At 38.1% G+C, this 23843-nt stretch carries 25 protein-coding genes; 22 read left to right on the top strand and 3 right to left on the bottom strand.

The features are described from left to right. The first annotated feature begins 8 nt into the window (after positions 1-8). The 20 genes from cymR (at position 9) to F4V44_RS11035 (ending at position 20627) form a co-directional block, all read left to right on the top strand. A complete protein-coding gene (cymR, locus tag F4V44_RS11130; RefSeq protein ID WP_150440055.1) occupies positions 9-428 on the top strand; it encodes a cysteine metabolism transcriptional regulator CymR in 420 nt (139 codons plus the stop codon). A gap of 175 nt (positions 429-603) precedes the next feature. Next, entirely contained in the window at positions 604-1749 is a 1146-nt protein-coding gene (locus F4V44_RS11125) for a cysteine desulfurase family protein (protein ID WP_150440054.1), read from the top strand. Positions 1750-1765: 16 nt separating this feature from the next. After that, positions 1766-2881 carry a tRNA 2-thiouridine(34) synthase MnmA gene (gene mnmA / locus F4V44_RS11120; RefSeq protein ID WP_150440053.1) on the top strand — a complete coding sequence of 372 codons (1116 nt, stop codon included), beginning with the start codon at positions 1766-1768 and terminating at the stop codon, positions 2879-2881. 140 nt (positions 2882-3021) lie between these two features. After that, a complete protein-coding gene (locus F4V44_RS11115; protein WP_150440052.1) occupies positions 3022-3678 on the top strand; it encodes a tetratricopeptide repeat protein in 657 nt (218 codons plus the stop codon). Positions 3679-3722: 44 nt separating this feature from the next. Then, on the top strand, positions 3723-6143 hold the full coding sequence (recD2, locus tag F4V44_RS11110; protein ID WP_150440051.1) for an SF1B family DNA helicase RecD2: 2421 nt from the start codon (positions 3723-3725) through the stop codon (positions 6141-6143). Between the two features lie 127 nt (positions 6144-6270). Further along, positions 6271-6741, top strand: a complete 471-nt coding sequence (locus tag F4V44_RS11105; RefSeq protein ID WP_150440050.1) for a PRC-barrel domain-containing protein — start codon at positions 6271-6273, stop codon at positions 6739-6741. 15 nt (positions 6742-6756) lie between these two features. Further along, positions 6757-6948, top strand: a complete 192-nt coding sequence (locus F4V44_RS11100; protein WP_150440049.1) for a hypothetical protein — start codon at positions 6757-6759, stop codon at positions 6946-6948. Positions 6949-6968: 20 nt separating this feature from the next. Next, the gene (locus tag F4V44_RS11095) at positions 6969-7100 is read left to right on the top strand and encodes a YrzQ family protein (RefSeq protein WP_150440048.1); all 132 of its coding nucleotides are present in this window, start codon (positions 6969-6971) and stop codon (positions 7098-7100) included. 133 nt (positions 7101-7233) lie between these two features. Beyond that, positions 7234-8337 carry an AI-2E family transporter gene (locus F4V44_RS11090; RefSeq protein WP_150440047.1) on the top strand — a complete coding sequence of 368 codons (1104 nt, stop codon included), beginning with the start codon at positions 7234-7236 and terminating at the stop codon, positions 8335-8337. A 399-nt stretch (positions 8338-8736) separates the two neighbouring features. Next, positions 8737-11370 (top strand): alanine--tRNA ligase, encoded by a 2634-nt coding sequence (gene alaS / locus F4V44_RS11085; protein WP_150440046.1) that lies wholly within the window; start codon positions 8737-8739, stop codon positions 11368-11370. A 102-nt stretch (positions 11371-11472) separates the two neighbouring features. Further along, positions 11473-11736 carry an IreB family regulatory phosphoprotein gene (locus F4V44_RS11080; RefSeq protein ID WP_071395860.1) on the top strand — a complete coding sequence of 88 codons (264 nt, stop codon included), beginning with the start codon at positions 11473-11475 and terminating at the stop codon, positions 11734-11736. Between the two features lie 224 nt (positions 11737-11960). Beyond that, complete coding sequence (gene ruvX / locus F4V44_RS11075) at positions 11961-12377, top strand: Holliday junction resolvase RuvX (RefSeq protein ID WP_150440045.1); 417 nt, start codon at positions 11961-11963, stop codon at positions 12375-12377. A gap of 13 nt (positions 12378-12390) precedes the next feature. Next, positions 12391-12678, top strand: coding sequence for a DUF1292 domain-containing protein (locus F4V44_RS11070; protein ID WP_150440044.1), 288 nt, complete (start codon positions 12391-12393; stop codon positions 12676-12678). Positions 12679-12854: 176 nt separating this feature from the next. Next, positions 12855-13982, top strand: a complete 1128-nt coding sequence (mltG, locus tag F4V44_RS11065; protein WP_150440043.1) for an endolytic transglycosylase MltG — start codon at positions 12855-12857, stop codon at positions 13980-13982. Between the two features lie 221 nt (positions 13983-14203). Beyond that, positions 14204-14842 (top strand): O-methyltransferase, encoded by a 639-nt coding sequence (locus F4V44_RS11060; protein ID WP_150440042.1) that lies wholly within the window; start codon positions 14204-14206, stop codon positions 14840-14842. Positions 14843-14847: 5 nt separating this feature from the next. Then, positions 14848-15777: a peptidase U32 family protein gene (locus F4V44_RS11055; RefSeq protein ID WP_150440041.1), complete on the top strand. Its 930-nt coding sequence runs from the start codon at positions 14848-14850 to the stop codon at positions 15775-15777. 182 nt (positions 15778-15959) lie between these two features. After that, positions 15960-17228 carry a peptidase U32 family protein gene (locus tag F4V44_RS11050; RefSeq protein ID WP_150440040.1) on the top strand — a complete coding sequence of 423 codons (1269 nt, stop codon included), beginning with the start codon at positions 15960-15962 and terminating at the stop codon, positions 17226-17228. A gap of 226 nt (positions 17229-17454) precedes the next feature. Further along, positions 17455-17931, top strand: a complete 477-nt coding sequence (gene greA, locus F4V44_RS11045) for a transcription elongation factor GreA (RefSeq protein ID WP_150440039.1) — start codon at positions 17455-17457, stop codon at positions 17929-17931. A 63-nt stretch (positions 17932-17994) separates the two neighbouring features. Continuing rightward, a complete protein-coding gene (locus F4V44_RS11040) occupies positions 17995-19758 on the top strand; it encodes a peptidoglycan D,D-transpeptidase FtsI family protein (protein ID WP_150440038.1) in 1764 nt (587 codons plus the stop codon). Positions 19759-19895: 137 nt separating this feature from the next. After that, a complete protein-coding gene (locus F4V44_RS11035) occupies positions 19896-20627 on the top strand; it encodes a YrrS family protein (RefSeq protein ID WP_150440037.1) in 732 nt (243 codons plus the stop codon). A 65-nt stretch (positions 20628-20692) separates the two neighbouring features. Here the strand turns inward: F4V44_RS11035 and F4V44_RS11030 are convergent, their stop codons facing one another. Further along, the gene (locus tag F4V44_RS11030; protein WP_150440036.1) at positions 20693-20896 is read right to left on the bottom strand and encodes a YrzA family protein; all 204 of its coding nucleotides are present in this window, start codon (positions 20894-20896) and stop codon (positions 20693-20695) included. 202 nt (positions 20897-21098) lie between these two features. Here F4V44_RS11030 and mtnN point away from each other — a divergent pair, with 202 nt between their 5' ends. Then, positions 21099-21800: a 5'-methylthioadenosine/S-adenosylhomocysteine nucleosidase gene (gene mtnN, locus F4V44_RS11025; RefSeq protein ID WP_150440035.1), complete on the top strand. Its 702-nt coding sequence runs from the start codon at positions 21099-21101 to the stop codon at positions 21798-21800. 245 nt (positions 21801-22045) lie between these two features. Continuing rightward, a complete protein-coding gene (locus F4V44_RS11020; protein ID WP_150440034.1) occupies positions 22046-22300 on the top strand; it encodes a YrhC family protein in 255 nt (84 codons plus the stop codon). A gap of 44 nt (positions 22301-22344) precedes the next feature. Here the strand turns inward: F4V44_RS11020 and sigK are convergent, their stop codons facing one another. Next, positions 22345-23064 (bottom strand): RNA polymerase sporulation sigma factor SigK, encoded by a 720-nt coding sequence (gene sigK, locus F4V44_RS11015; protein ID WP_150440033.1) that lies wholly within the window; start codon positions 23062-23064, stop codon positions 22345-22347. Positions 23065-23247: 183 nt separating this feature from the next. Further along, the gene (gene pssA / locus F4V44_RS11010) at positions 23248-23787 is read right to left on the bottom strand and encodes a CDP-diacylglycerol--serine O-phosphatidyltransferase (RefSeq protein ID WP_150440032.1); all 540 of its coding nucleotides are present in this window, start codon (positions 23785-23787) and stop codon (positions 23248-23250) included. Positions 23788-23843: the final 56 nt, after the last annotated feature.

Genomic DNA, 23843 nt, shown 5'->3' with positions numbered 1-23843 from the left:
GTTAGGAAATGAAAATTTCAACAAAGGGACGCTATGGCTTGACTATTATGATTGAATTAGCAAAAAAATATGGTGATGGACCGGTTTCATTAAAATCTATTGCCCAAGCAAATGATTTATCAGAGCATTATTTAGAACAGTTAATTGCTCCTCTAAGGAATGCAGGATTAGTGAGGAGTGTTCGCGGAGCATATGGAGGCTATATTTTAGCTGATGATCCATCCAATATTACAACAGGTGATATCATTCGTGTTCTAGAAGGTCCAATTACACCTGTCGAAGGAATCGAGGATGAAGAGCCGGTGAAACGGGCATTATGGATTAGAATAAGGGATGCAGTGAAAGACGTCCTTGATAATACAACAATCCAAGATTTAGCAAATCATAAAGATGAAGGTGAAATTGATTCCTACATGTTTTATATTTAAAGGCTTTGTTTATTAACATCGTTGATTTTTCACTTCATAATGATAAGCAACCTTTCAGCTGCGCTGAAAGGTGTGAGAAATGGATATTTCTCACGGATGAGTCAAAAGTCAGGCTTATTAACATGGTTCGCTAACAAAGCTTATGTAAAAGGAATTTAGTAAGAAGGTGAAAGATTTGGAACGGATTTATGTCGATCATGCGGCGACAACGCCCATGCACCCGGCAGTTATTGAAAAAATGGCAGGTACAATGGCAGCACATTTCGGTAATCCTTCAAGTATTCATTCCTATGGGCGTGAAGTAAGGAAAATTGTTGATGAAGCCCGGTTTGGTATTGCTCGAAGCATTGGTGCCGCAGAAACAGAAATAATCTTTACGAGCGGCGGAACGGAAGCTGATAATTATGCTATTTTTGGTGCTGCTGAAGCAAATAAGGATAAAGGAAAACATATTATTACAACAAGAATTGAACATCACGCTGTCTTGCATGCCTGTGAAGAATTAGAAAAAAGAGGGTACGAGGTTACTTATTTACCTGTTGATGAAACAGGAATCATTTCTATAACAGACTTTCAAAAATCACTAAGAGATGATACAATCCTTGTTACCATTATGTATGGGAACAATGAAGTAGGAACCATCCAGCCAATTGCGGAAATTGGCCAGATACTAACTGGACATCAAGCCCTTTTTCATACGGATGCGGTACAGGCATACGGGATGGAGAAGATAGATGTTCATGAATTAAAAGTGGATTTGTTGAGCGTATCTGCACATAAAATAAACGGGCCTAAGGGGATTGGTTTTCTCTATATAAAAAATGGAATGAAGCTGGCTCCGCAATCATTTGGGGGAGACCAGGAAAGAAAAAGACGCGCCGGTACAGAAAATGTTCCGGCAATCATTGGTTTCTTTGAAGCAGTGAAGCTGATGGAAGAGGATAGAGAGAAACGCAGGGAGCAGTATAAGCTGTATAAAGAGACAATAATAGACACACTAAAGACTAATCAGATTGTGTGTACGATTAATGGAACTCTTGAGTCTTCATTACCGCATGTATTGAATCTCAGTTTCCCTGGAACCAATGTGGAGGCGCTCTTAGTTAATCTTGATTTAGCTGGGATTGCTGCATCAAGCGGGTCTGCCTGCACAGCTGGCGCAGTTGAGCCTTCGCATGTCCTTGTCAGCATGTTTGGAAAAAAATCTGATAAGTTGACGAACTCGATTCGATTTAGCTTTGGCATATCGAATTCAGTTGAGCAAATGAAAAAGGTCGGAGACGAAATGACTAAAATTGTACAAAGATTAACGAATAAATAGGTGAAAGGAGGAAGCTTTGGTGAAGGAACCAAAAGACACACGTGTTGTAGTAGGCATGTCTGGCGGCGTAGATTCTTCTGTTGCGGCTCTTCTGTTAAAACAGCAAGGGTATGATGTCATTGGCATTTTTATGAAAAACTGGGATGATACGGATGAGTTTGGCGTATGTACAGCGACAGAGGATTATGAAGATGTCATACGTGTCTGCAATCAAATTGGAATCCCATATTATGCCGTCAATTTTGAGAAGCAGTACTGGGATAAAGTATTTACGTATTTTCTTGATGAATATAAGGCGGGAAGAACGCCCAATCCAGATGTCATGTGTAACAAGGAAATAAAGTTTAAAGCCTTTTTAGAGCACGCAATGAACTTAGGGGCGGATTATTTAGCAACCGGACATTATGCGCGGGTAGAATATCGTGACGGGGAATATAAGATGCTCCGAGGGATTGATGAAAATAAGGATCAAACATATTTTCTTAATCAATTATCGCAGGAACAGCTTTCAAAGGTCATGTTCCCAATCGGAGGCATTGAAAAGATGCGAGTTCGGGAAATTGCTAAAGAAGCAGGATTAGCAACAGCAACGAAAAAGGACAGTACAGGAATTTGCTTCATTGGAGAACGGAACTTTAAAACCTTCCTAAGTCAATATTTACCTGCACAGCCGGGCAATATGGAGACCTTCGATGGCGAAGTAGTTGGTAAGCATGATGGTCTCATGTATTACACGATTGGTCAGCGCCATGGACTTGGGATTGGCGGAGCCGGTGAACCTTGGTTCGCCATCGGTAAGGATTTAAAACGCAATATTCTTTATGTTGGACAAAGCTTTCATAACGAAAAGTTATACTCTACATCCATTATCGCAACAAATGTAAGTTGGGTGTCCAACATAGAAAAACCGTCAAACTTTGAATGCACGGCGAAATTCAGATATCGTCAGCCGGATAATCAAGTGACAGTTGAAGTAATGGATAACCAAAAGGTAAAAGTAGTGTTCAAAGAACCAATTCGCGCTGTCACTCCAGGACAAGCAGTTGTTTTTTACAATGGTGATGAATGTCTCGGCGGCGGAACAATTGATAAAGTATTTAAAAATGATGAACAACTAACGTATGTAGGGTAATACGAAAGGTTGTTTTAAAAGGTGCCAGGAATCCGCAGTGTAACTGTGATGCTTGGCGCTTTTTTTATGGTTCTAGTTCTTATCAAGAGGTGAAGTATGCTATACTTTTTTATTGAACAATACGAACGGAGTGAAGAACTTTGGATAAAAATCAGCTAGGAATTCAATATATGCAGGAAGGTAAGTGGGAGGATGCAGCAAAGGTTTTTATGGAGGCGATTGAAGAGACTCCAAATGAACCTGTTTCGTACATAAACTTTGGCAATCTTCTGGCTGCTGTTGGTGAAACAGAAAGAGCGCTTCAATTTTTCCAAAAGGCAATTGAGTTAGACGAAAAGGCAGCTGCCGCCTATTATAGTGCAGGGAATGTCTATTATGAGAATGAGCAATTCGATCAGGCGAAAACCATGTTTGAAACGGCGATGAAAAAAGGACTAGATTCTTCAGATAACTTTTTTATGCTGGGTATGTCCCTTGCGGCATTGGAACAGCCTTTAAAAGCTCTTCCCTATTTTCAAAGATGTACGGAATTGAATGAACAGGATGCAGAAGGTTTTTTCCAATACGGACTTTGTTTAGCGAATCAGCAATATATTGATGAAGCGATTAAGCAATTTGAGAAATGTATCGAGATTGACCAACAGCATGCAGATGCTTTTTATAATTTAGGTGTGGCATATGGTTTTCAGGAAAACGGTGAAAAGGCATTAGAAATGTTTGAAAAAGCACTTGAAATTCAACCGGATCATCTATTAGCAGGTCACGGAAAACGTTTGATTGAAGAGGCAGGTCAATAACAGGATAAGAATAAAGTCATAAACGGCAAGGAGGGGAAAGAAGAGTGGAAAAGCAGGATTCACTTGATTTATATGGTGAACAGGGAAAATTTATCAAAGGAAAACCGATTGTAACGATTTTTCATAATGAACAAAATTTATATACCGTTTTAAGAATTAGAGTGGATGAAACAAATGAAAATTATGATGATAAAGAAGCGGTTATTACAGGTTATTTCCCGAGAATCCATGAGCAGGAAGTGTATATTTTTTATGGTGAAATGAAAGAGCATCAAAAATTTGGCCTGCAATTTCATGCTACACATTTTCGTAAAGATATGCCGCAAACAAAGCAAGGCGTTGTTACCTACCTTTCAAGTGAGCTCTTTAAGGGAATTGGTAGGAAAACCGCCGAGAAAATTGTTGATACGCTCGGTGAAAATGCCATTACAAGGATTTTAAATCAGCCTTCCCTGCTCGAACAAGTCCCCAAATTGCCGCCTGATAAAGCAAAGGATTTATATGATACCCTGATGGAGCATCAAGGTCTTGAGCAGGCGATGATTGCGTTAAATCAATATGGCTTTGGTCCACAGTTATCGATGAAAATTTATCAGGTCTATAAAGAATTAACGATAGATGTCATTCAAACGAACCCTTATAAGCTAGTTGAGGATGTAGAGGGAATTGGCTTTGCTCGTGCAGATGAACTCGGACACCAGCAAGGAATTACCGGCAGTCATCCAGACCGGATAAAAGCAGGCTGTCTGTATATTTTGGAGCAGGAATGCATGCAAAATGGTCATGTGTTTGTCGATGCTGAGTACCTGCTGGTCAGTGTGCAAAAGCTGCTTGAAGAAAATAAGCGCGACCAAATTGAATTTGCTGATATCACAAATGAGTTATCAAGGCTTGAAGAAGAAAGAAAAATTATTGTTGAAGAAAAAAGGTTTTACCTGCCGTATCTTTATTTTTCCGAGAAGGGGCTTGTAACAAGTATTAAAAAACTTCTTAAGCAAACCGAGTATGCCGACCAATTTCCTGAATCGGAGTTCTTGCTGGCGCTTGGCCAATTAGAAGAACGTATTGGTGTTCAATATGCACCAACGCAAAAGGATGCCATTCAAACAGCCTTGATGTCTCCGCTGTTATTATTAACAGGAGGTCCGGGTACGGGAAAAACGACTGTTATAAAAGGAATTGTAGAATTATATGCAGAGCTTCACGGCTGCTCGCTTGATCCTAAGGACTATAAAAAAGATGAACCATTTCCATTTTTACTAGCTGCCCCCACCGGCCGTGCAGCAAAACGTATGACTGAATCGACTGGACTTCCGGCCGTGACGATTCATCGATTGCTGGGATGGAATGGAAGTGAGGGCTTCGATCATCATGAAGACAATCCATTAGAAGGGAAAATCCTGATAGTGGATGAAACATCTATGGTCGATATTTGGCTAGCAAACCGGCTATTTAAAGCCTTACCTGATCACATTCAGGTTATTCTTGTGGGGGACGAGGATCAGCTTCCATCTGTCGGCCCAGGGCAGGTATTAAGGGATTTGCTTCAATCCAATGTGATTCCGACGATTCGATTAACAGATATCTACCGCCAAGCAGAAGGTTCTTCGATTATTGAACTGGCTCATGAAATTAAAAAAGGGAAGTTACCGAAAGATGTCAGTGTGCAGCAAGCCGATCGATCCTTTTTTCGTTGTCAAACCGGGCAAATAGCCAATGTCATTGAAAAGGTAGTCTTAAATGCTAAGAAAAAAGGGTACACACCAAGGGATATTCAAGTTTTAGCACCCATGTATAAAGGACCGGCAGGAATTGACCGCCTAAATGAAATGCTTCAGGAGATACTAAATGGAAATAAGGATGGTTCGCGAAAAGAGCTCGCTTTTGGGAATATAAAGTATCGGGTCGGTGATAAGGTACTTCAGCTTGTTAATCAGCCTGATAAGCATGTTTTTAATGGTGATATGGGTGAAATCGTGTCTGTATTTTATGCAAAAGAAAATACAGAAAAGCAGGATATGGTTGTGGTTTCCTTTGAAGGGATCGAAATTACTTATACGAGGCAGGATTTAAATCAAATCACGCTTGCTTACTGCTGCTCGGTTCATAAATCACAGGGAAGCGAATTTCCAATTGTCATCTTGCCGATTGTGAAAAGCTATTATAGAATGCTGCAGAGGAATTTGATTTATACCGCTATTACAAGGAGTAAACAATTCTTAATCCTTTGTGGTGAAGAAGAGGCGTTAAGACTTGGTGTTGAGCGATCAGATGAACAATCCCGGCAAACCACTTTAGCTGAAAAACTTCAAATAGAACTGAATGAAGCAATGAGGGAACCATTGCCAACAAAGGGACTAATGGATGAAACTCTTCAAACGGGGGAAATAACCTATGAAGAAATGATGATGAATGTTGATCCAATGATTGGAATGGAAAATGTGACGCCTTATGAATATATGTAGGTTAAAAGAGTATCTGTATGGATGCTCTTTATTATTCACAAATTTCCTTTTCTAATGGAAAACGTTTCTTCTTATGTTTTATGGACATCAGCACATAATAATATTGTTCGGAAGGGTGGGATTACTTTTGCGGACATTTTCATTATTAAAGGGGCTGCCTGTGTTTGAACTGAAAACAGGTTCAAAAATAGGTGAGATATGTGACTTAAATATATCTAATGATGGAATGGTTAGAGGGTTATTAATTAAAAAAGGCGTTTTCTTAAAAAAAACATATAAAATCAATGTGAAGGATGTATCTTCTTTTGGCTTTGATGGGGTTATGATTGAAGACCGGGAAGTTCTAGAACCATTAACAGACCCGAAAGAATACACGTTTGAGAACCAAGGACGGCTTCTCGGGAGAATGATGATGACTAGTGAAGGAGAGCGCCTTGGTTTCTTAGAGGATGTATATTTTCTGGAAGAAGCGGGAACGATTATAGGGTATGAATTATCGGATGGCTTCTTTTCAGACATCATGGAAGGAAAACGTGTGGTGAAAGCTGATAAACCGCCTGCGATTGGGAAGGATGCCATCATAGTGAAGGTAAAATAACTGTGAGGTGTTCTTGTGTTTAATTGCCCTAATTGTCAGAGTAAGGATATCGGTAAAATTGGTATCAATCAATATTACTGTTGGAATTGTTTTATAGAACTAACAACTTCAAACGGTCTGATTCTTACCCATCAGGTTGAAGAAGATGGATCTTTAAGCTCACTTGATGATTTGTTTGATGAAGATGAACGTCGGTTTATCCTATAAAAAGCTTTGAGGTGAATCTTATGAATAAAGTGATAACTTCCATGCTTGCTGTAAGTGCTGGAGTGGCCGCTTATAATTATGTGCAGAAAAATAACCTCATTTCGAACCGGCAAATGCGAAAAATGAAAAAAGGCATGAAAGCTTTATTTTAGGCAAATTTAATTAGAAAAGGGATAACCTGTTTTGAGGTTATCCCTTATTCATATTATTTTCGTATGGAATAATCAGTTAATAGGTATAAAAAATGTATTTGCCTTCACAATAAGAATAAGGAGGCGGTAAGCGTTGAATATCTCTTTAAAATGGTATTACCGTTTAGGGTTTCTGCTCCTTTTTATGATTGTATTGTTTATCTTTATTAAATTGCAGCCTATTTGGCTTCCTATCCTAAAGGTAATGTTTAAGATTTTGTTCCCGTTTATTGCAGCTGCATTTATTACCTATCTTCTTCATCCGCTTATTGAAAGGATTCATGAAGGAGGATTACATAGAGGTCTTGCTGTTTTTATCATTTATTTTCTTTTTTTTGGCGGTGTTGGATATGCCTTTTATAAGGGGTTGCCTGAGTTCATCAAACAGTTGAAGGATTTAGCGGAGAGTGTACCCGAACTTACCAATCAGTATATGATTTTTGTTGACTATATACAAAATAAAACAGCTGCATGGCCTGATGGGATTCAAGAGAGAGTAAATGAAGGCATTGTTTCTATTGAACAACGCTTGGCTGCCATTCTTTCAAATGTCATTAATTCAATTCTTGAGCTCGTAGGCTCTCTATTTACGATTGCCATTATTCCCTTTATTTCGTTTTATATGTTGAAGGACTATGCGCTTATAAAAAAAACAGTTTGGTATTTAACACCAAGAAAATGGCGGCAGGGGGGATTATTACTCTTAAGAGATATTGATAAATCTTTAGGAAGCTATATTAGAGGACAGACACTTGTCTGTGTTGTAATAGGGACATTAACTGCACTTTTGTTTTGGTTATTTCACATGAAATACCCTTTACTACTCGGGATTATCATTGGCATAACGAATGTGATCCCTTATTTTGGACCGGTTATCGGTGCTATTCCCGCAGTGATCATTGCTTCGACTATTTCAGTAAAAATGGTAATGATAACGGCAGGTATTATTTTTTCAATGCAATTTCTAGAAGGCAATATATTGTCACCGCTTATCGTTGGAAAAAGTCTCCATATGCATCCGCTTATTATTATTCTTGCCCTTTTTGCCGGTGAAGAAATTGGCGGAATACCAGGCATGATTTTGTCGGTTCCGCTTTTCGCTATTTTGAAGGTAGGCTTACTTCACACAATAAAGTATTTTGGTAAAAAGAATACAGTCAATCCGTTCAAACAAAACGAAACAAGAGAAGAGATATAACCAGTATTTCATACGGTCAAATATTGACAAGCTTTTGAGAATATCGCATAATGCGTAATATAATCATACTTACATAATTAAACATGAAGAAGGAACGAGTATGTTATAGCCCATCTAAATGTGAGTAATCACGAAAGAGAGGAGCTTTCATGGCTGAGAGAAGCTCTAGATGAAGAATAACAGAAGGCTAATCCTGAGTGCAGCTAATCACTGCCGTAATGCCGCGTTAAGGTGATATTGAGAGATGAATGCGAGTTCTTGTATTCATAATCAGGGTGGTACCGCGAGTGAAGCTTCTCGTCCCTGTCCAGGGAGAGGGCTTTTTTTGTGCAATAAAATAAATACTAGCTCTAGCACTTTATTTGTTCAACTTTGTGAAAATAATAGGAGGTTAATAAATTGAAAAAACTTACAGGTTCAGAAATTCGTCAGATGTTTTTAGATTTCTTTAAAGAAAAAGGTCATGCGGTGGAACCAAGTGCATCGCTTGTTCCTCATGAAGATCCTTCATTATTATGGATTAACAGCGGTGTAGCAACACTGAAAAAATACTTTGATGGCCGTGTTGTTCCTGAGAATCCTCGTATAACAAATGCGCAAAAGTCCATTCGGACAAATGATATTGAAAATGTAGGTAAAACGGCCCGTCACCACACATTCTTTGAAATGCTGGGTAATTTTTCAATTGGTGATTATTTTAAAGAAGAAGCCATCGATTGGGCTTGGGAATTTCTAACGGATGAGAAATGGATTGGCTTTGAAAAGGAAAAGCTTTCTGTGACGATTCATCCTGAAGATGAGGAAGCATTTGAACTTTGGAATCGTAAAATAGGCGTTCCACAAGAGCGGATTATCCGTTTGGAAGGAAACTTTTGGGATATTGGGGAAGGTCCGAGTGGCCCGAATACAGAGATATTCTATGACCGCGGACCCGAATTCGGAAACGATCCTAAAGACCCTGAATTGTATCCTGGCGGTGAAAATGACCGTTATTTAGAAGTATGGAATCTTGTGTTTTCTGAATTCAATCATAATCCGGATGGCACGTATACACCGCTGCCAAAGAAAAATATTGATACAGGAATGGGACTTGAACGTATCACGTCTGTCGTACAAAATGTAGAAACAAACTTTGATACGGATTTATTTATCCCAATTATTCGTGCAACAGAAGAAATATCGGGAGCTAAATATGGAAAAGAGAAAGAAACGGATGTTGCCTTTAAAGTCATTGCAGACCACATCAGAACGGTTGCTTTTGCGATTGGTGATGGAGCCATTCCGTCAAATGAAGGACGCGGCTATGTATTAAGACGTTTATTAAGAAGAGCGGTACGTTATGCAAAACAAATTGGAATCAATCGACCATTTATGTTTGAACTTGTGGCAGTTGTGGGAGAAATAATGGTAGATTTCTATCCTGAGGTGAAAGAGAAACGTGCTTTTATTGAAAAGGTTGTGAAAAATGAGGAAGAACGGTTCCACGAAACACTTCATGAAGGCTTAACGATTTTATCTGAAGTGATCAAAAAGGAAAAAGACAAGGGCAGTACGAAGATTTCTGGTGCCGATGTTTTCCGTCTGTATGACACGTACGGTTTCCCAGTTGAGCTGACAGAAGAATATGCTGAAGAAGAAGGTATGACCGTTGATCACGAAGGTTTTGAACTAGAAATGGAACAGCAGCGTGAGCGTGCACGCTCCGCTCGTCAGGATGTTGATTCTATGCAGGTTCAAAGCGGTGTTCTAAGTGAAATTAAGCATGAAAGTAATTTTGAAGGCTATGACCAGCTACAATTAGAAGCAAATGTTATTGTCGTGTTAAAGGATGGTCAACTAACAGAGGAAGTCCAGTCAGGTGAAGAATTCCAATTTATACTTGATCAAACACCTTTCTATGCAGAGAGCGGCGGCCAAATTGCTGATAGAGGATACCTCGAAGCCGCAGGAGTAAAGGTCGACGTTCTAGACGTACAGAAGGCACCGAATGGACAGAATCTTCATCGTGCTGTCGTAACAGAAGGAACTCTTAAGGTTAATACAAAGGTACAGGCTTATGTTAATGAGGAGAATCGGGCAAAGATAATCAAAAACCATACCGCAACACACCTTTTACATCAAGCACTAAAGGATGTACTTGGAACACATGTGAATCAAGCAGGTTCCTTAGTAGAGCCAGACCGTCTACGCTTTGACTTTTCGCATTTTGGCCAGGTTCATGGTGATGAATTGGAAAGAATCGAAGAAATCGTTAATGAACAAATTTGGAAGAGCATTATGGTTGATATTAGCTACAAAGGGATTAATGAGGCAAAAGCGATGGGAGCAATGGCCCTATTTGGAGAAAAATATGGTGATATTGTTCGGGTTGTAAAAGTAGGCGATTTCAGTCTTGAGCTTTGCGGAGGCTGTCATGTTCCAAATACTTCTGTTATCGGGTTATTTAAGATTGTTTCTGAAAGCGGAATTGGTGCCGGAATCCGCCGTATCGAAGCTGTAACAGGCGAGGGTGCATATAGCTTGATGAATAATCAAATCAATATTTTAAAGGAAGCAGCTGCAAAATTAAAAACAAATCCGAAAGAAGTACCAGCTAGAATTGAAATCCTACAGAATGAAATGAAGCAACTGCAGCGCGAAAATGAATCTTTAGCAACAAAATTGGGCAATATTGAAGCGGGTAGTCTAGTATCGAATGTGAAGGATATTAATGGGGTTCCTGTGTTAGCGGCGAAGGTTCAAGGAACAGACATGAATAATCTCCGTAATATGGCGGATGATTTGAAGCAAAAACTCGGATCAGGAATTGTTGTTCTAGGCAGCCCTGTTGAAGGAAAAGTGAATTTAATTGCTGCAGTAACAAAGGATTTGATGGAAAAAGGCTTCCATGCTGGTAAACTAATTAAGGAAGTAGCAGCAAGATGCGGCGGAGGCGGGGGCGGCCGTCCAGATATGGCCCAAGCAGGAGGGAAAGATCCGGAAAAACTAGATGCAGCCCTAGAATATGTTGAAGAATGGGTGAAATCCATTTGATATTGTCATAAAGTAGTGTAAAATAAATACAACTACTATCTTAATCGGTATTTGAAGATAATTACGTTTGTTTTTTCCTCTACAAAAAGTGAGGTGTAAATGATGAGCTCATTTGATCAAACAATGAGATTCAATTTTCCTGAAGAACCTTTTGAGCATAATGTCAAGGAAGTGCTTCTCCAAGTGTATGAAGCTTTACAGGAGAAAGGATATAATCCGATTAACCAAATTGTTGGGTATCTATTATCGGGTGATCCAGCCTATATCCCTAGACACCGGGATGCGCGGAATATGATACGTAAACTTGAACGGGATGAAATCATTGAAGAATTAATGAAATCCTATTTGAAGGAAAACAAAGCATAGGACAGGCACCAGGAAGGGAAACAGGCAGTACAAGGCGGCAAAATCACTTTCTAACGTATCGTATGTTTTATGTAGAAAATGACAAGGCACTTTTGGAAGGATAAAGGTGCCTTGTTTTATGAAAAAATATAAATAGAAATGGTTAAACTTTTTGTATAGGAAAATGGTATTCATTTATTTCTTTACGAAAGATGAAAGCATCAAAATGGTGAGGGATCTCAAGAATGCGAATGATGGGCTTAGATGTTGGTTCCAAAACGGTTGGCGTTGCATTAAGTGATGCTTTTGGCTGGACTGCACAAGGATTAACAACAATAGCAATTAATGAGGCTGAAGGAGAATATGGCTTCAGTGAAGTGGAAAAGATATTAAAAGAATATGAGGTTAGCACGATTGTAGTTGGATTGCCTAAAAATATGAATGGAACAATTGGCCCGCGAGGTGAAGCGAGTCAATTTTATGCCGATGAGCTGAATAAACAATTTGGCATTCCAGTCGTTCTTTGGGATGAAAGGCTGACAACCGTTGCAGCAGAGAAGCTGCTGTTAGAAGCAGATATCAGCCGCAAGAAGAGGAAAAAGGTAATTGATAAAATGGCAGCTGCTATGATCCTTCAAGGATATTTAGATAGTAAAAATTAATGAGGTGATAAATATGAACCACGGTGAAAATAATATTACTGTAGTTGATGAAGAAGGAAACGAACAATTATGTGAAGTGCTGTTCACATTCGACTCTGAAGAATTTGGCAAATCATATGTTCTTTATTATCCAATTGGTGCAGACGATGATGAAGAGGAAATTGAAATTCATGCCTCTTCTTTCTCTCCGAGTGAAAATAATGAAGACGGCGAATTGATGCCAATTGAAACAGATGAAGAATGGGATTTAATCGAAGAAATGCTCAATACGTTTATGGATGAACAGGACGAAGAAGAATAAATAGAAACAGATCGACTATTGTTGTCGGTCTGTTTTTTTATAATTTTTAGTTCAAGAGCCACTTATCTCTTCCTTAAAACGGATTAGGCTCCCAATTCTATTCTTTTTTACGCAGATATAAAAATATAGTATAATGATTCGGGATATGCAATACCCTGATGAATGGAGGGGAATGAATGGGGAAAAAAGAGAAAAAGGACGAACATTCAGGTCTAATGGAAGAATTAAAAGAACGTCAAAATGAAGCAAAGGTAGTACGTAAGGTAGTTGCTATTATAACCGTTTCTATATTATTAATTGCCATTATTGTATTCGGCGGAGGGTTTCTTTACATTAATTCTGCCTTAAAACCTGTAGACCCTGACAGTAAAATAGAAAAAAAGATTGAAATTCCTATTGGTTCAGGCGTTTCAACTATTTCACAAATATTAGAGGATAATGGGATTATTAAAGATGCCCGTGTATTTAAATATTATGTGAAGTTTAAAAACGAATCGGGCTTTATGGCTGGCGAATATGTCATGAATCCAACAATGACTCTGCCACAAATTGTGAATAGCTTAAAAACAGGAAAGGTCATGCAGAAAGCTGTTTTTAAGATAACCATTCCTGAAGGGAAAAAGTTGACAGAAATCGCAGAGATTATTGCCAAAAGTACGAACCATAAGCCAGAAGAGATATTGACAGCATTAAATGATCAAACATTTATTGAATCACTCATATCTCAATATCCGGAATTACTAACGAATGAAGTCTTGAATCCACTAGTTAAATATCCGCTTGAAGGATATTTATATCCGGCTACTTATCCATTCTACAAGGAAGATCCTTCAATTGAAGACATTGCCAAAGTCATGCTGAATAAGACAAAGTCAGTAGTCGATGAATATCGTATTCAAATTGAAGAAAAGCAAATGACGGTTCACCAGTTATTAACAATGGCTTCTTTAATTGAAGAAGAAGCCACGGAAAAGGTAGATAGAAATCAGATTTCAAGTGTTTTTTATAATCGGATTGATGCTGGAATGCCCCTGCAGACGGACCCGACCGTTCTGTATGCCAAAGGGGAGCATAAGGAAAAGGTGTATTATAAGGACTTAGAAATAGAGGACCCTTATAATACGTATATGAATCCTGGACTAACTCCAGGCCCAATAGCTAATGCAGGTTTATCCTCAATCGAGGCAGCGTTAGAACCGGCCGAAACGGATTTTCTATATTTCCTGGCAACGCCTGAGGGTGAAGTCTTATTCTCTAAAACACTTGCTGAGCATAATGAGAAGAAAGCAGAACATATCCAATAAGGGAAGAAAATACTAGTAAGGAATAGGAACGGGGAGTAACTATTATTGGCATTTCCCGTTCTTTTATGTTAAAATGGTTCAAGTGTTCTTAAATCATTTTCGAGTAGCGTAAACACAGTTATGCAGGAGACTCCTGCAATCGTTATAATCGAGTTTCTCGATTAACGTCTTTCTGTGAAACGCTATTTTTTTCATGTTTCACAGAATGAGGTGGTTATAAGGTGAAAAACGATAAGGTACATGCTTATATTGAAAATTTAATTCCGGAACGTCCGGAATTTTTCGTAAACATGGAGACTTACGCTGCTGAAAATCATATCCCTATCATGGAATTAGCTGGAATGGAGGCCATGATACAATTGCTTCGTATTGCCCAACCGAAAAAAATTCTTGAAGTTGGTACAGCTATTGGATATTCAGCGTTACGAATGGCTCATGCACTTCCAAATGCAAAGATAACTACAATTGAAAGGGATAATGAGCGTGCAGCGTTAGCACAACAATATATTGAGCAGTTAGGTAAGAGTGCGCAAATTCGTATAATTCTTGGCGATGCTCTTGAGGTTGAAGAAGATGTTGCTTCATCTGCACCCTATGATGTGATTTTTATTGATGCCGCAAAGGGTCAGTACAAGCGGTTTTTCGAGCTGTATTCAGGCTATTTAACAGAGCAGGGTATCATTGTTACAGATAATGTACTGTTTAAGGGATTAGTTGCTGAAGAAACGATTGAAAGCAAACGGACAGCTAATCTGGTAAAAAAAATTCATCAGTTTAATGAATGGCTGATGACTCATACTGATTTTCATACAGTAATTTTACCCGTTGGAGACGGTGTAGCAATAAGTAAGAAGAGGTGAAGAGCGTGAAAAAACCAGAATTACTCGTAACACCAGCAGATGTTAATCAGATTCTTCCATTAATGGAGGCAGGCGCAGATGCATTTGTTATTGGTGAACAAAGATATGGACTGCGTTTAGCAGGAGAATTTTCCCGTGAGCAAGTGGAAAAAACGATTAGAATAGCTCATGAAAATGGTAAAAAAGTATATGTGGCAATGAATGCTCTATTTCATAATGATAAAGTACCTGAACTTGCCGGCTATCTTCAGTTCTTACAAAAGGCGGGGGCAGACGCTGTCATCTTTGGAGATCCAGCTGTATTAATGGCGGCAAGAGAAGCTGCTCCTGATTTAAAGCTTCACTGGAGTACAGAAAAGTTAGGGACGAATTGGTACACATGTAATTATTGGGGTCGAAAAGGAGCAAAACGTGCCGTTCTTGCCCCAGAAATTAATCTGGATGCGATTCTTGAAATGAAAGAAGAGGCCGAGATTGAAATTGAGGTTCAGGTTCATGGCATGATCAATATGTTCCAATCAAAACGATCACTCCTTGGTCACTATTTTGAGTATCAAGGAAAAACGATGGAAGTTGAAAATCGTAAACAGGAAAAAAATATGTTTTTGCATGACAAAGAACGTGAAAATAAATATCCTATCTTTGAAGATGAAAACGGGACCCATATTATGAGCCCAAATGATATGTGTGTGATTGATGAATTGCAGGATATGATTGAAGCAGGAGTAGATTCGTTTAAAATCGACGGTATTCTTCAGGACCCGGCATATGTAATAGAAGTAACAAAGCTGTACCGTCAGGCAATCGATACTTGTTTTGCGGATCCTGATGCATACGAGGATATAAAGACCGAATTACTCGAGAAAATAGAAGAAATTCAACCTGAACACCGTCCGCTTGATACAGGTTTCTTCTTTAAAGAAACAGTCTATTAATCGAAAAGCGGAGCCGCCTTGCCCAGGGACGACCGGCTTAAGCTGTCTCGTTCTGAAGGTTGTTCTTTTAACCTTCAGAACGAGACAGCTTAAGACCCGAGTCCCTAGGAGGCGGAGCTAGACAGCGAAAAACGGAGCTAATCAAAAGAATCTGTCAGCAGAAAATTAGAAAGGGGATTATAATGTCTATTACGAAAGAACCTATTTCACAAATAGTGAACGGTAAACGTGTAATTGTTAAAAAACCGGAACTATTAGCACCTGCTGGTAATCTTGAGAAATTAAAAATTGCTGTGCATTATGGTGCGGATGCGGTATTTATAGGGGGCCAGGAATATGGTCTTCGCTCAAACGCTGATAACTTCACCTTTGAAGAAATGAAGGAAGGCGTAGAATTTGCGAAAAAATACGGTGCGAAGATATATGTAACAACTAATATTATCGCCCATAACGAAAATATTGATGGATTAGAAGACTATTTACTTGGTTTAAAGGAAGCAGGAATACATGGAATTATTGTTGCGGATCCATTAATTATTGAAACCTGTCAGCGATTAGCCCCAGAAATAGAAGTACACTTAAGTACACAGCAATCTTTATCAAATTGGAAAGCAGTCCAATTTTGGAAGGAAGAAGGTCTTCAGCGTGTAGTACTTGCCCGTGAAACAAGTGCTGAAGAAATTCGTGAAATGAAAGAAAAGGTTGATATTGAAATTGAGACCTTTGTCCATGGCGCCATGTGTATTGCTTATTCAGGCCGCTGTACATTAAGTAATCATATGACAGCACGTGATTCCAATAGGGGCGGATGCTGTCAATCATGCCGTTGGGACTATGATTTATATCAGCTGAATAATGATGAAGAGGTTGCCTTATTTAGTCAAGATGATGCACCGTTTGCTATGAGTCCAAAGGATTTAAATTTAATTCAATCGATTCCAACTATGATTGAATTGGGCATTGACAGCTTGAAAGTTGAAGGACGGATGAAATCTATTCACTATATTGCAACAGTGGTGAGTGTTTATCGCAAAGTGATTGATTCTTACTGCGCAGATCCAGATCATTTTGTCATTCAACCGGAATGGCTTAAAGAATTGGAAAAATGTGCAAACCGGGAAACGGCTCCTGCATTTTTTGAAGGAGTTCCAGGGTATAAAGAGCAGATGTTTGGAAATCATAGCAAAAAGACAAGCTTTGATTTTGCCGGACTAGTTTTAGACTATAACCCAGAAACAAGTATGGTGACATTACAACAGCGCAATCATTTTAAACCAGGTCAAGAGGTAGAATTCTTTGGACCTGAAATTGAGAATTTTACTCAGGTGGTTGAGAAGATATGGGATGAAGATGGCAATGAGCTTGATGCTGCCCGACATCCACTGCAAATCGTCCAATTTAAGGTCACTAAGCCTGTTTATCCAAATAATATGATGCGTAAAGAGCTGTAAACAAATCATAGGATTAAGAAGCTTTTTTCAAGAAATTGATCTAAAAAGGTCAAGTATTATTGCATAATAATCATTTTTATGCAACAATAGCATAAATAATTATTACCTTTTATTATCAAACAAAAATGCGCGTTCTATTAAGGACGCGCATGTATATATTTTAATCAAATAAGAGGTATTTACACAATCTAATGGGGGTTGTGAACACTAGAAGGAGTGAAAGGTTTTGGCAGTAGAAAAAGTATTTCCAATGACACAAGCTGGTAAAGAAAAGCTTGAGCAAGAGTTAGAACATTTGAAAACGGTTAAACGTAAAGAAGTTGTTGAAAGGATTAAAATTGCCCGCAGCTTCGGTGACTTATCTGAGAACTCTGAATATGATTCAGCGAAAGAAGAACAAGCGTTTGTTGAAGGACGTATTACTACAATTGAAAATATGATTCGTAATGCCAAAATAATTGGAGAAGACGAATTGAACAGTGATACGGTTCAATTAGGAAGCTCAGTTACATTTATTGAACTTCCGGATGGAGATGAAGAAACCTATACAATTGTAGGAAGCGCAGAAGCTGACCCATTTGAAGGGAAAATCTCAAATGACTCTCCAATTGCGAAAAGCTTGCTTGGCCGTAAAGTTGGGGATCAAGTAGCAGTTCAGACTCCAGGTGGAGAAATGAATGTAAAAATTGTTACAATTAAATAATTCTGATAAAATTGTTTATATTGAATGCACCTCGTCAACACTTTTGACGAGGTGTTGTTTATTATGTGGAGAACAAGAGCAATCATTATGATTGGCTTCTGTCTAGTATGCTTTGCTTTATTAATAGGCAGATTAATGCAACTACAGCTTTTTGAGACCGAGCATTTTTCCAAGCATGGCATCAACTTGTTAGAGGAAAGTGTGTCTCAAAGGTCACAGGCTATTGTAATAGATAGTGGCAGAGGGGGCTTTCTAGATAAAAACGGAAAGGCTTTGACGCATCAAAATATTCCAGTGCTCATTCTTTTTCCTTTCCTAAAAAAAACAGACTGGGATGTTCAGAAGGTTGCTTCAATTATCGGTGTTTCATCCAAAGAATTAATAAACGAAGTAGAAGAAGCAAAGGTGCCTTTCGCGTTCGGAGGTCCAGAACCTTTGCAATTAACGAAAAAGCAAATGGAAGAAATTAATCAACAGAAAATTCCTGGCGTATTTGCAGTTGAGAAGAAGTTTGATATTGATACCAATCCTGCTGAGCATGTGATTGGTATTACAGGAGAAAATGAGACATTATTGAAAAAACGCTATCCTGATAAAAAGGTCTCTCCAAAAACCTCAATTGGTTTAACCGGCCTGGAAAAAAGCTTTGACGAATTTTTATTACCTGAAGGGGAAGCAAAGCTTGTTTATCACGTGGATGCGAGCGGCGGACCGCTATTTGGGATTAATGTAAAATATGTAGAACCTGCTAATCCCTTTTATCCAATTAATATTAGAACAACGATTGATTCCAGCTTACAGCACACAGCGGAAGAATTAGTGGATAAACACGGAATTAAAAAAGGCGGTCTTGTGCTTTTGGATATTGAAACAAATACGGTTCTTTCCATGGTGTCCCGTCCAAAAATTAATAAAAATGATCCGTTTAATGAAAAAACTAGCGGAACGCAAAATTTAATGTTAAAACAGCAAATAACAGGCTCTGTGTTTAAAACAGTTGTAGCAGCTGCTGCTATTGAGAATCAAATAGATGATACAGCAAGGCTGTTTGATTGCAGCAGGAAAATCAATGGTGACATCGATTCACATTATCAATATGGTCAATTAAACATGATGGATAGCTTTGCTAAGAGCTGCAACAATACATTTGCTACGTTAGCAAAAGAATTACAGACAAAGAATCCAAATATCCTAGAGGAGTTTGCAAAAAAATTATCGTTTGTTGGTCCGTCAGGGTGGGAAGGGGATATTTATCATTATGAGAATTTTAAACAACTACCTGAAGAAGACAATGGAAGGGTATTTTTATCGGATGAAGCAAGAACAGATAGAAATTTTGTGGGGCTAACCGGGATTGGACAGCACGAAGTTCGAGCAACACCGCTTGCTGTAGCCAATATGATGGCGACAATTGCCAGAGGTGGAAAGAAAGAATTAGTCAGAGCAGCATCAGCTATCGAATATAAAAATGGGACATCTTTACTAACTTTTAAAGAAAAGAATCAGGCTGGAGAAAAAATTTCATCCTATACAGCAACAAAGCTGCAAAGGCTTTTGCGCCATGTGGTGACACATGATGAAGGAACAGGCAGATGGTTTGAGAATTTACCCTATGAAGTAGCTGGTAAATCTGGTACCGGTGAAACAGGAAAATTTATGGGAGGGGTGCAGCTGCATAACAAGTGGTTTGCTGGATACTTTCCCTATCAAAATCCTAGATATGCACTGGTAGTGGTCAATCTTGATGTGCTAGAAAATGAAGGTGGTGTGAACCTTCTTTACTCAGATATGGTAAAATCAATTTATGAGTACGATCAAACCCAATAAGAGTGAATTTTGGACCTTTTTTTCAGTCTAATCCTGTGATATAGTTGAATCTGTTTTTAAATAAATACCTTTTGGCGCTGGTCACTATTATTAGGAATGATAAGAGAAATGTTTTTTTGGGAGAGGAGAATAAAACAATGAGAGACGACAAACAGCCCATGAATGAAAAATCTCGTTCGCTGATTCGATCGAAAAGACGAAAAACTAATATTATATTAAATAGCCTAATTGTCATCGTTTTATTATTAATTATATTTGTTTCAGTTAATATTTTCTTTGGTAATGATGAAACTGCCCGGGAGAAAAAAACTCTTGCAGGAGCAGACAGCAGCATCATCGCAGATTCAGAAGCAGTTAAATCATCTACTCAATCAGCAGAAGAGAATGACGTGAAAAAGAATGAACACGATCGAGAAAAATTAAATGCCGATAATGATGAAGAGCAGGATGAAAAAGCATCTGAGGATGAGAAAGATAAAGATAAAGATAAAGATAAAGATAAAGATAAAGATAAAGATAAAGATAAAAAGGATATTGAAGATCAGGAGGTCGTTACAGAAGGAGGAAGCGATCCCGGAGTATCGAAAACGATTGAAAATCCTGCCTGGGAGCCTGTAGAGACGTCACAGGCTGAACCAAATCCAAATGAATACGGCGGACAAAATTGGAATGAAATGGTTCAAGCAATTACGTATGCAACTGGAATTGATGAAAGCAATATGACTATTCTTTTCCTTGGCAATAATGGCCCTAATAAATCAGTAGGAACAATACTTCAAAAGGATACAAAACAAAAATACCGTGTTTATATTGACTGGGTTGAAGGTGCGGGATGGCAGCCGACGCTGGTGCAAGAACTAAATGGATAACATGGCAAATATAAAGTAGAGGGAGGCGAAAAATGTCTCCCTCTACTTTTTGCTTTTGTTTATTCCTATTTGGCTTTAAAATGAACAACGGCGGAGTATAAGGTTCTGCCATTTTCATCCACATGCATTTGATGAGTAACAGAATGTACTTTTAATAAAATAGCTTTATTTATTTCAATTTGCTTATTAATTTTGTTTTCAAGCGTTTTAATATCATGGGCTTCATAAAATTCTACTTTGTCTTCAATAAAATCCAGTTGAAAATTCATATAGGTACTTCCTTTCTTTGATAGTGTTTATTGTATGTACTAATCAAATATAAAATTATACTATACTTAAGTCATGATTAGTATGAGGAATTGGTGGATGTTTTGAAAAAAAATATTTTTCATGTATACTTTTTTAGAATGTTACCATTTGTCACAGCGTGATGATATGAGAATAATAAGATATGAAAGAGGTTTTTATTGTATGAAAATAGCTATCATTGGAGCAATGGAAGAAGAAGTAACAATCCTGAGAGATAGAATGGAAAATCAAAAGGTGGAAATCATTGCAGGATCAGAATTTACTTTTGGTGTCATGGACGGGGTTGATGTCGTTTTGCTTCGTTCAGGGATAGGAAAAGTAAATGCTGCCATGTCAACGACTATTTTGCTTGAAAAATTCTCACCGGATTATGTCATCAATACAGGCTCTGCAGGAGGTTATGATCCTAATTTAAATATTGGGGATATTGTTATCTCGACAGAGGTGCGTCATCATGATGTCGATGTCACCGTATTCGGCTATGAATACGGTCAAGTTCCGCGTCTGCCATCTGCTTTTGAAGCAGATAAAGAATTAATTAAAGCAGCGCAGGAAGGAGCTATGGAAATCAGCGGTATTCAAACAGTTCAGGGCCTTATTGCAACCGGTGATTCCTTTATGAATGATCCTGTACGGGTAGAGTTTGTTCGGGGAAAGTTCAATGATTTAAAGGCAGTCGAAATGGAAGCAGCAGCTATTGCGCAAGTATCCTATCAATTTGGAGTACCTTTTGTCATTATCCGTTCTCTTTCTGATATTGCTGGAAAGGAATCGAATATTTCCTTTGATCAATTCTTAGAAAAGGCTGCATTGAATTCGGCCAGTCTCGTAATAAAGATGGTAAATTTATTGAAAAATCGTTAATTTTTTATTTACTGAAAGGCGTGAGAAATGTCCATTTCTCACGGATGAGTCAAAAATTTGACTTATTAACATGATTCGTTAACATAGCGTATTGAAAAAGGAGACTGCATCTGTGGAAGTCTCCTTTGTTATTTCTAATATTTACATCATCTGTTATTCATCAAGATATGTTACAGTAAATTAGTAGACAACAAGAATGATAGGTTTCATTCTAATTAAGCTGACATAGCAGGTGATGTGATAATATGAATAAGGCTAAAGAATATTATGAAAAAATGGTTGATTTTAAGCAGTACGCTAGGGTTTTGCTTGCAATCAGTGCTTTCTTGTATATAGGTGTATTAATCCCAACAGTTGAAAAAAGTCAATTGGACTTAGTCGTAATGATGGTTTTAACAACTGTTTTTCTTGTTGGGGCTGTCGTTTTCTTAATGCGTTCTAAAAACTATTATAAAAAGCTATTGGAAACAGAAGAAGGGCAGGACTATCTGCTAAAGTGAGTGGGGATTAAATGGAATAGGCATTAACCAAACAGGGTTAACGCCTATTCCATTTTTTTACGCTTTTCCTTTTCTGCACGGTAAAATTCGTGGAACATTTTCATGAGAGCTCTTTTTTCAATTCGAGAAACATAGCTTCGCGATATACCAAGTTCTTTAGCAATTTCCCGCTGGGTTTTTTCCTTTTGTAAATCAAGGCCAAAGCGGCCGACAATGACTTCCTTTTCACGCTCATCTAACACATCAATATATTCTTTTACTTTTTCAAGCTCCATATTTAATTGAATGGTATCTATCACATCTTCAGACTCTGATTTCAGAACATCAATTAGGGAAATTTCATTCCCTTCCTTATCCTGTCCAATAGGATCATGGAGAGAGACATCTTTTTTTGTTTTCTTTAACGCCCGTAGATGCATAAGAATTTCATTTTCAATACATCTTGCAGCATAGGTCGCAAGCTTTGTGCCTTTCCCATCTGAATAGCTTTCAATGGCTTTGATTAAACCAATTGTACCGATTGAAATTAAATCTTCAGCATCTTCACCTGTATTTTCAAATTTCTTGACTATATGGGCAACTAATCGCAGGTTATGTTCTATTAGGATATTGCGGGCATTTGAATCGCCTTCTGCCATTAATTGCAGATATTTTCTTTCATCAGCCGCAGACAGTGGTTGAGGAAAGGCGTTATTTTTAACATAAGAGACGAGAAAGACAATTTCCTTTATTAAGTAAGCAATTGCCGACATAATCCCAGACATGGCGCCACCTCCGCTTTTAAAGTATGAGACTGATGCCTGTAACCAATACTTATGTGAATGAGAAGATTAATTTGTCTGTCCAGCTAAAATATTTTTAGATTATAAAAATAAGCTCATACGTTTAAGTACGAGCCTATTGATTATTGCACATTTTATCTTATTTTATAATTGGAGTATTGACGGTTATATCTTTCTTAAGCGAAAAGTACTAACCATCAGAAATGAAAGAACAATAATTAAAAATAGAAAAAATTGTGGTGGTAAATATGGGAGGGCTAAAAAGCTAAATGTTGCCAAGCATCCTGCAGCAGTAATCGGCAATCCGGTAAAGTAGCTGTGATTATGGGATATGTTGAAACGAGCAAGCCTGAATGCACCACAGGCAATATAGAATACAGTAAAGAAAGTTCCAGGTGCACCGAATTCATATAATATGCCTTGATACAAAAGTAGTGCGGGAGCAACGCCAAATGATATAATATCACTCATAGAATCTAACTGTTCACCCAGCTCCGACTCAATATTTAATTTTCTGGCTGTCATTCCATCAAAACGGTCCAAAAGGGCAGCGATAAAAATTAACAGAAGACTTAGATGTAATTCGCCTCTTATAGTAGAAATAATGGCGAAACCGCCCAGTGTTAAATTGCCCAATGTTAAAATATTGGCTGTTTGGGCTTTTAGTTTTTTTATCGTCTGATCAAAGACGTGTGATAAGAACATTCTCCTCACTCCTTTCATTAGAATGGGAATAACTCCTTAAGTCTATTATATAATTG

The organism is Niallia endozanthoxylica (genome assembly GCF_008710145.1).
GTDB lineage: Bacteria > Bacillota > Bacilli > Bacillales > Cytobacillaceae > Bacillus_BD > Bacillus_BD endozanthoxylica.
The sequence above is the reverse complement of the archived record's forward strand: the minus strand, read 5'-3'. Positions and strand labels throughout refer to the sequence as shown.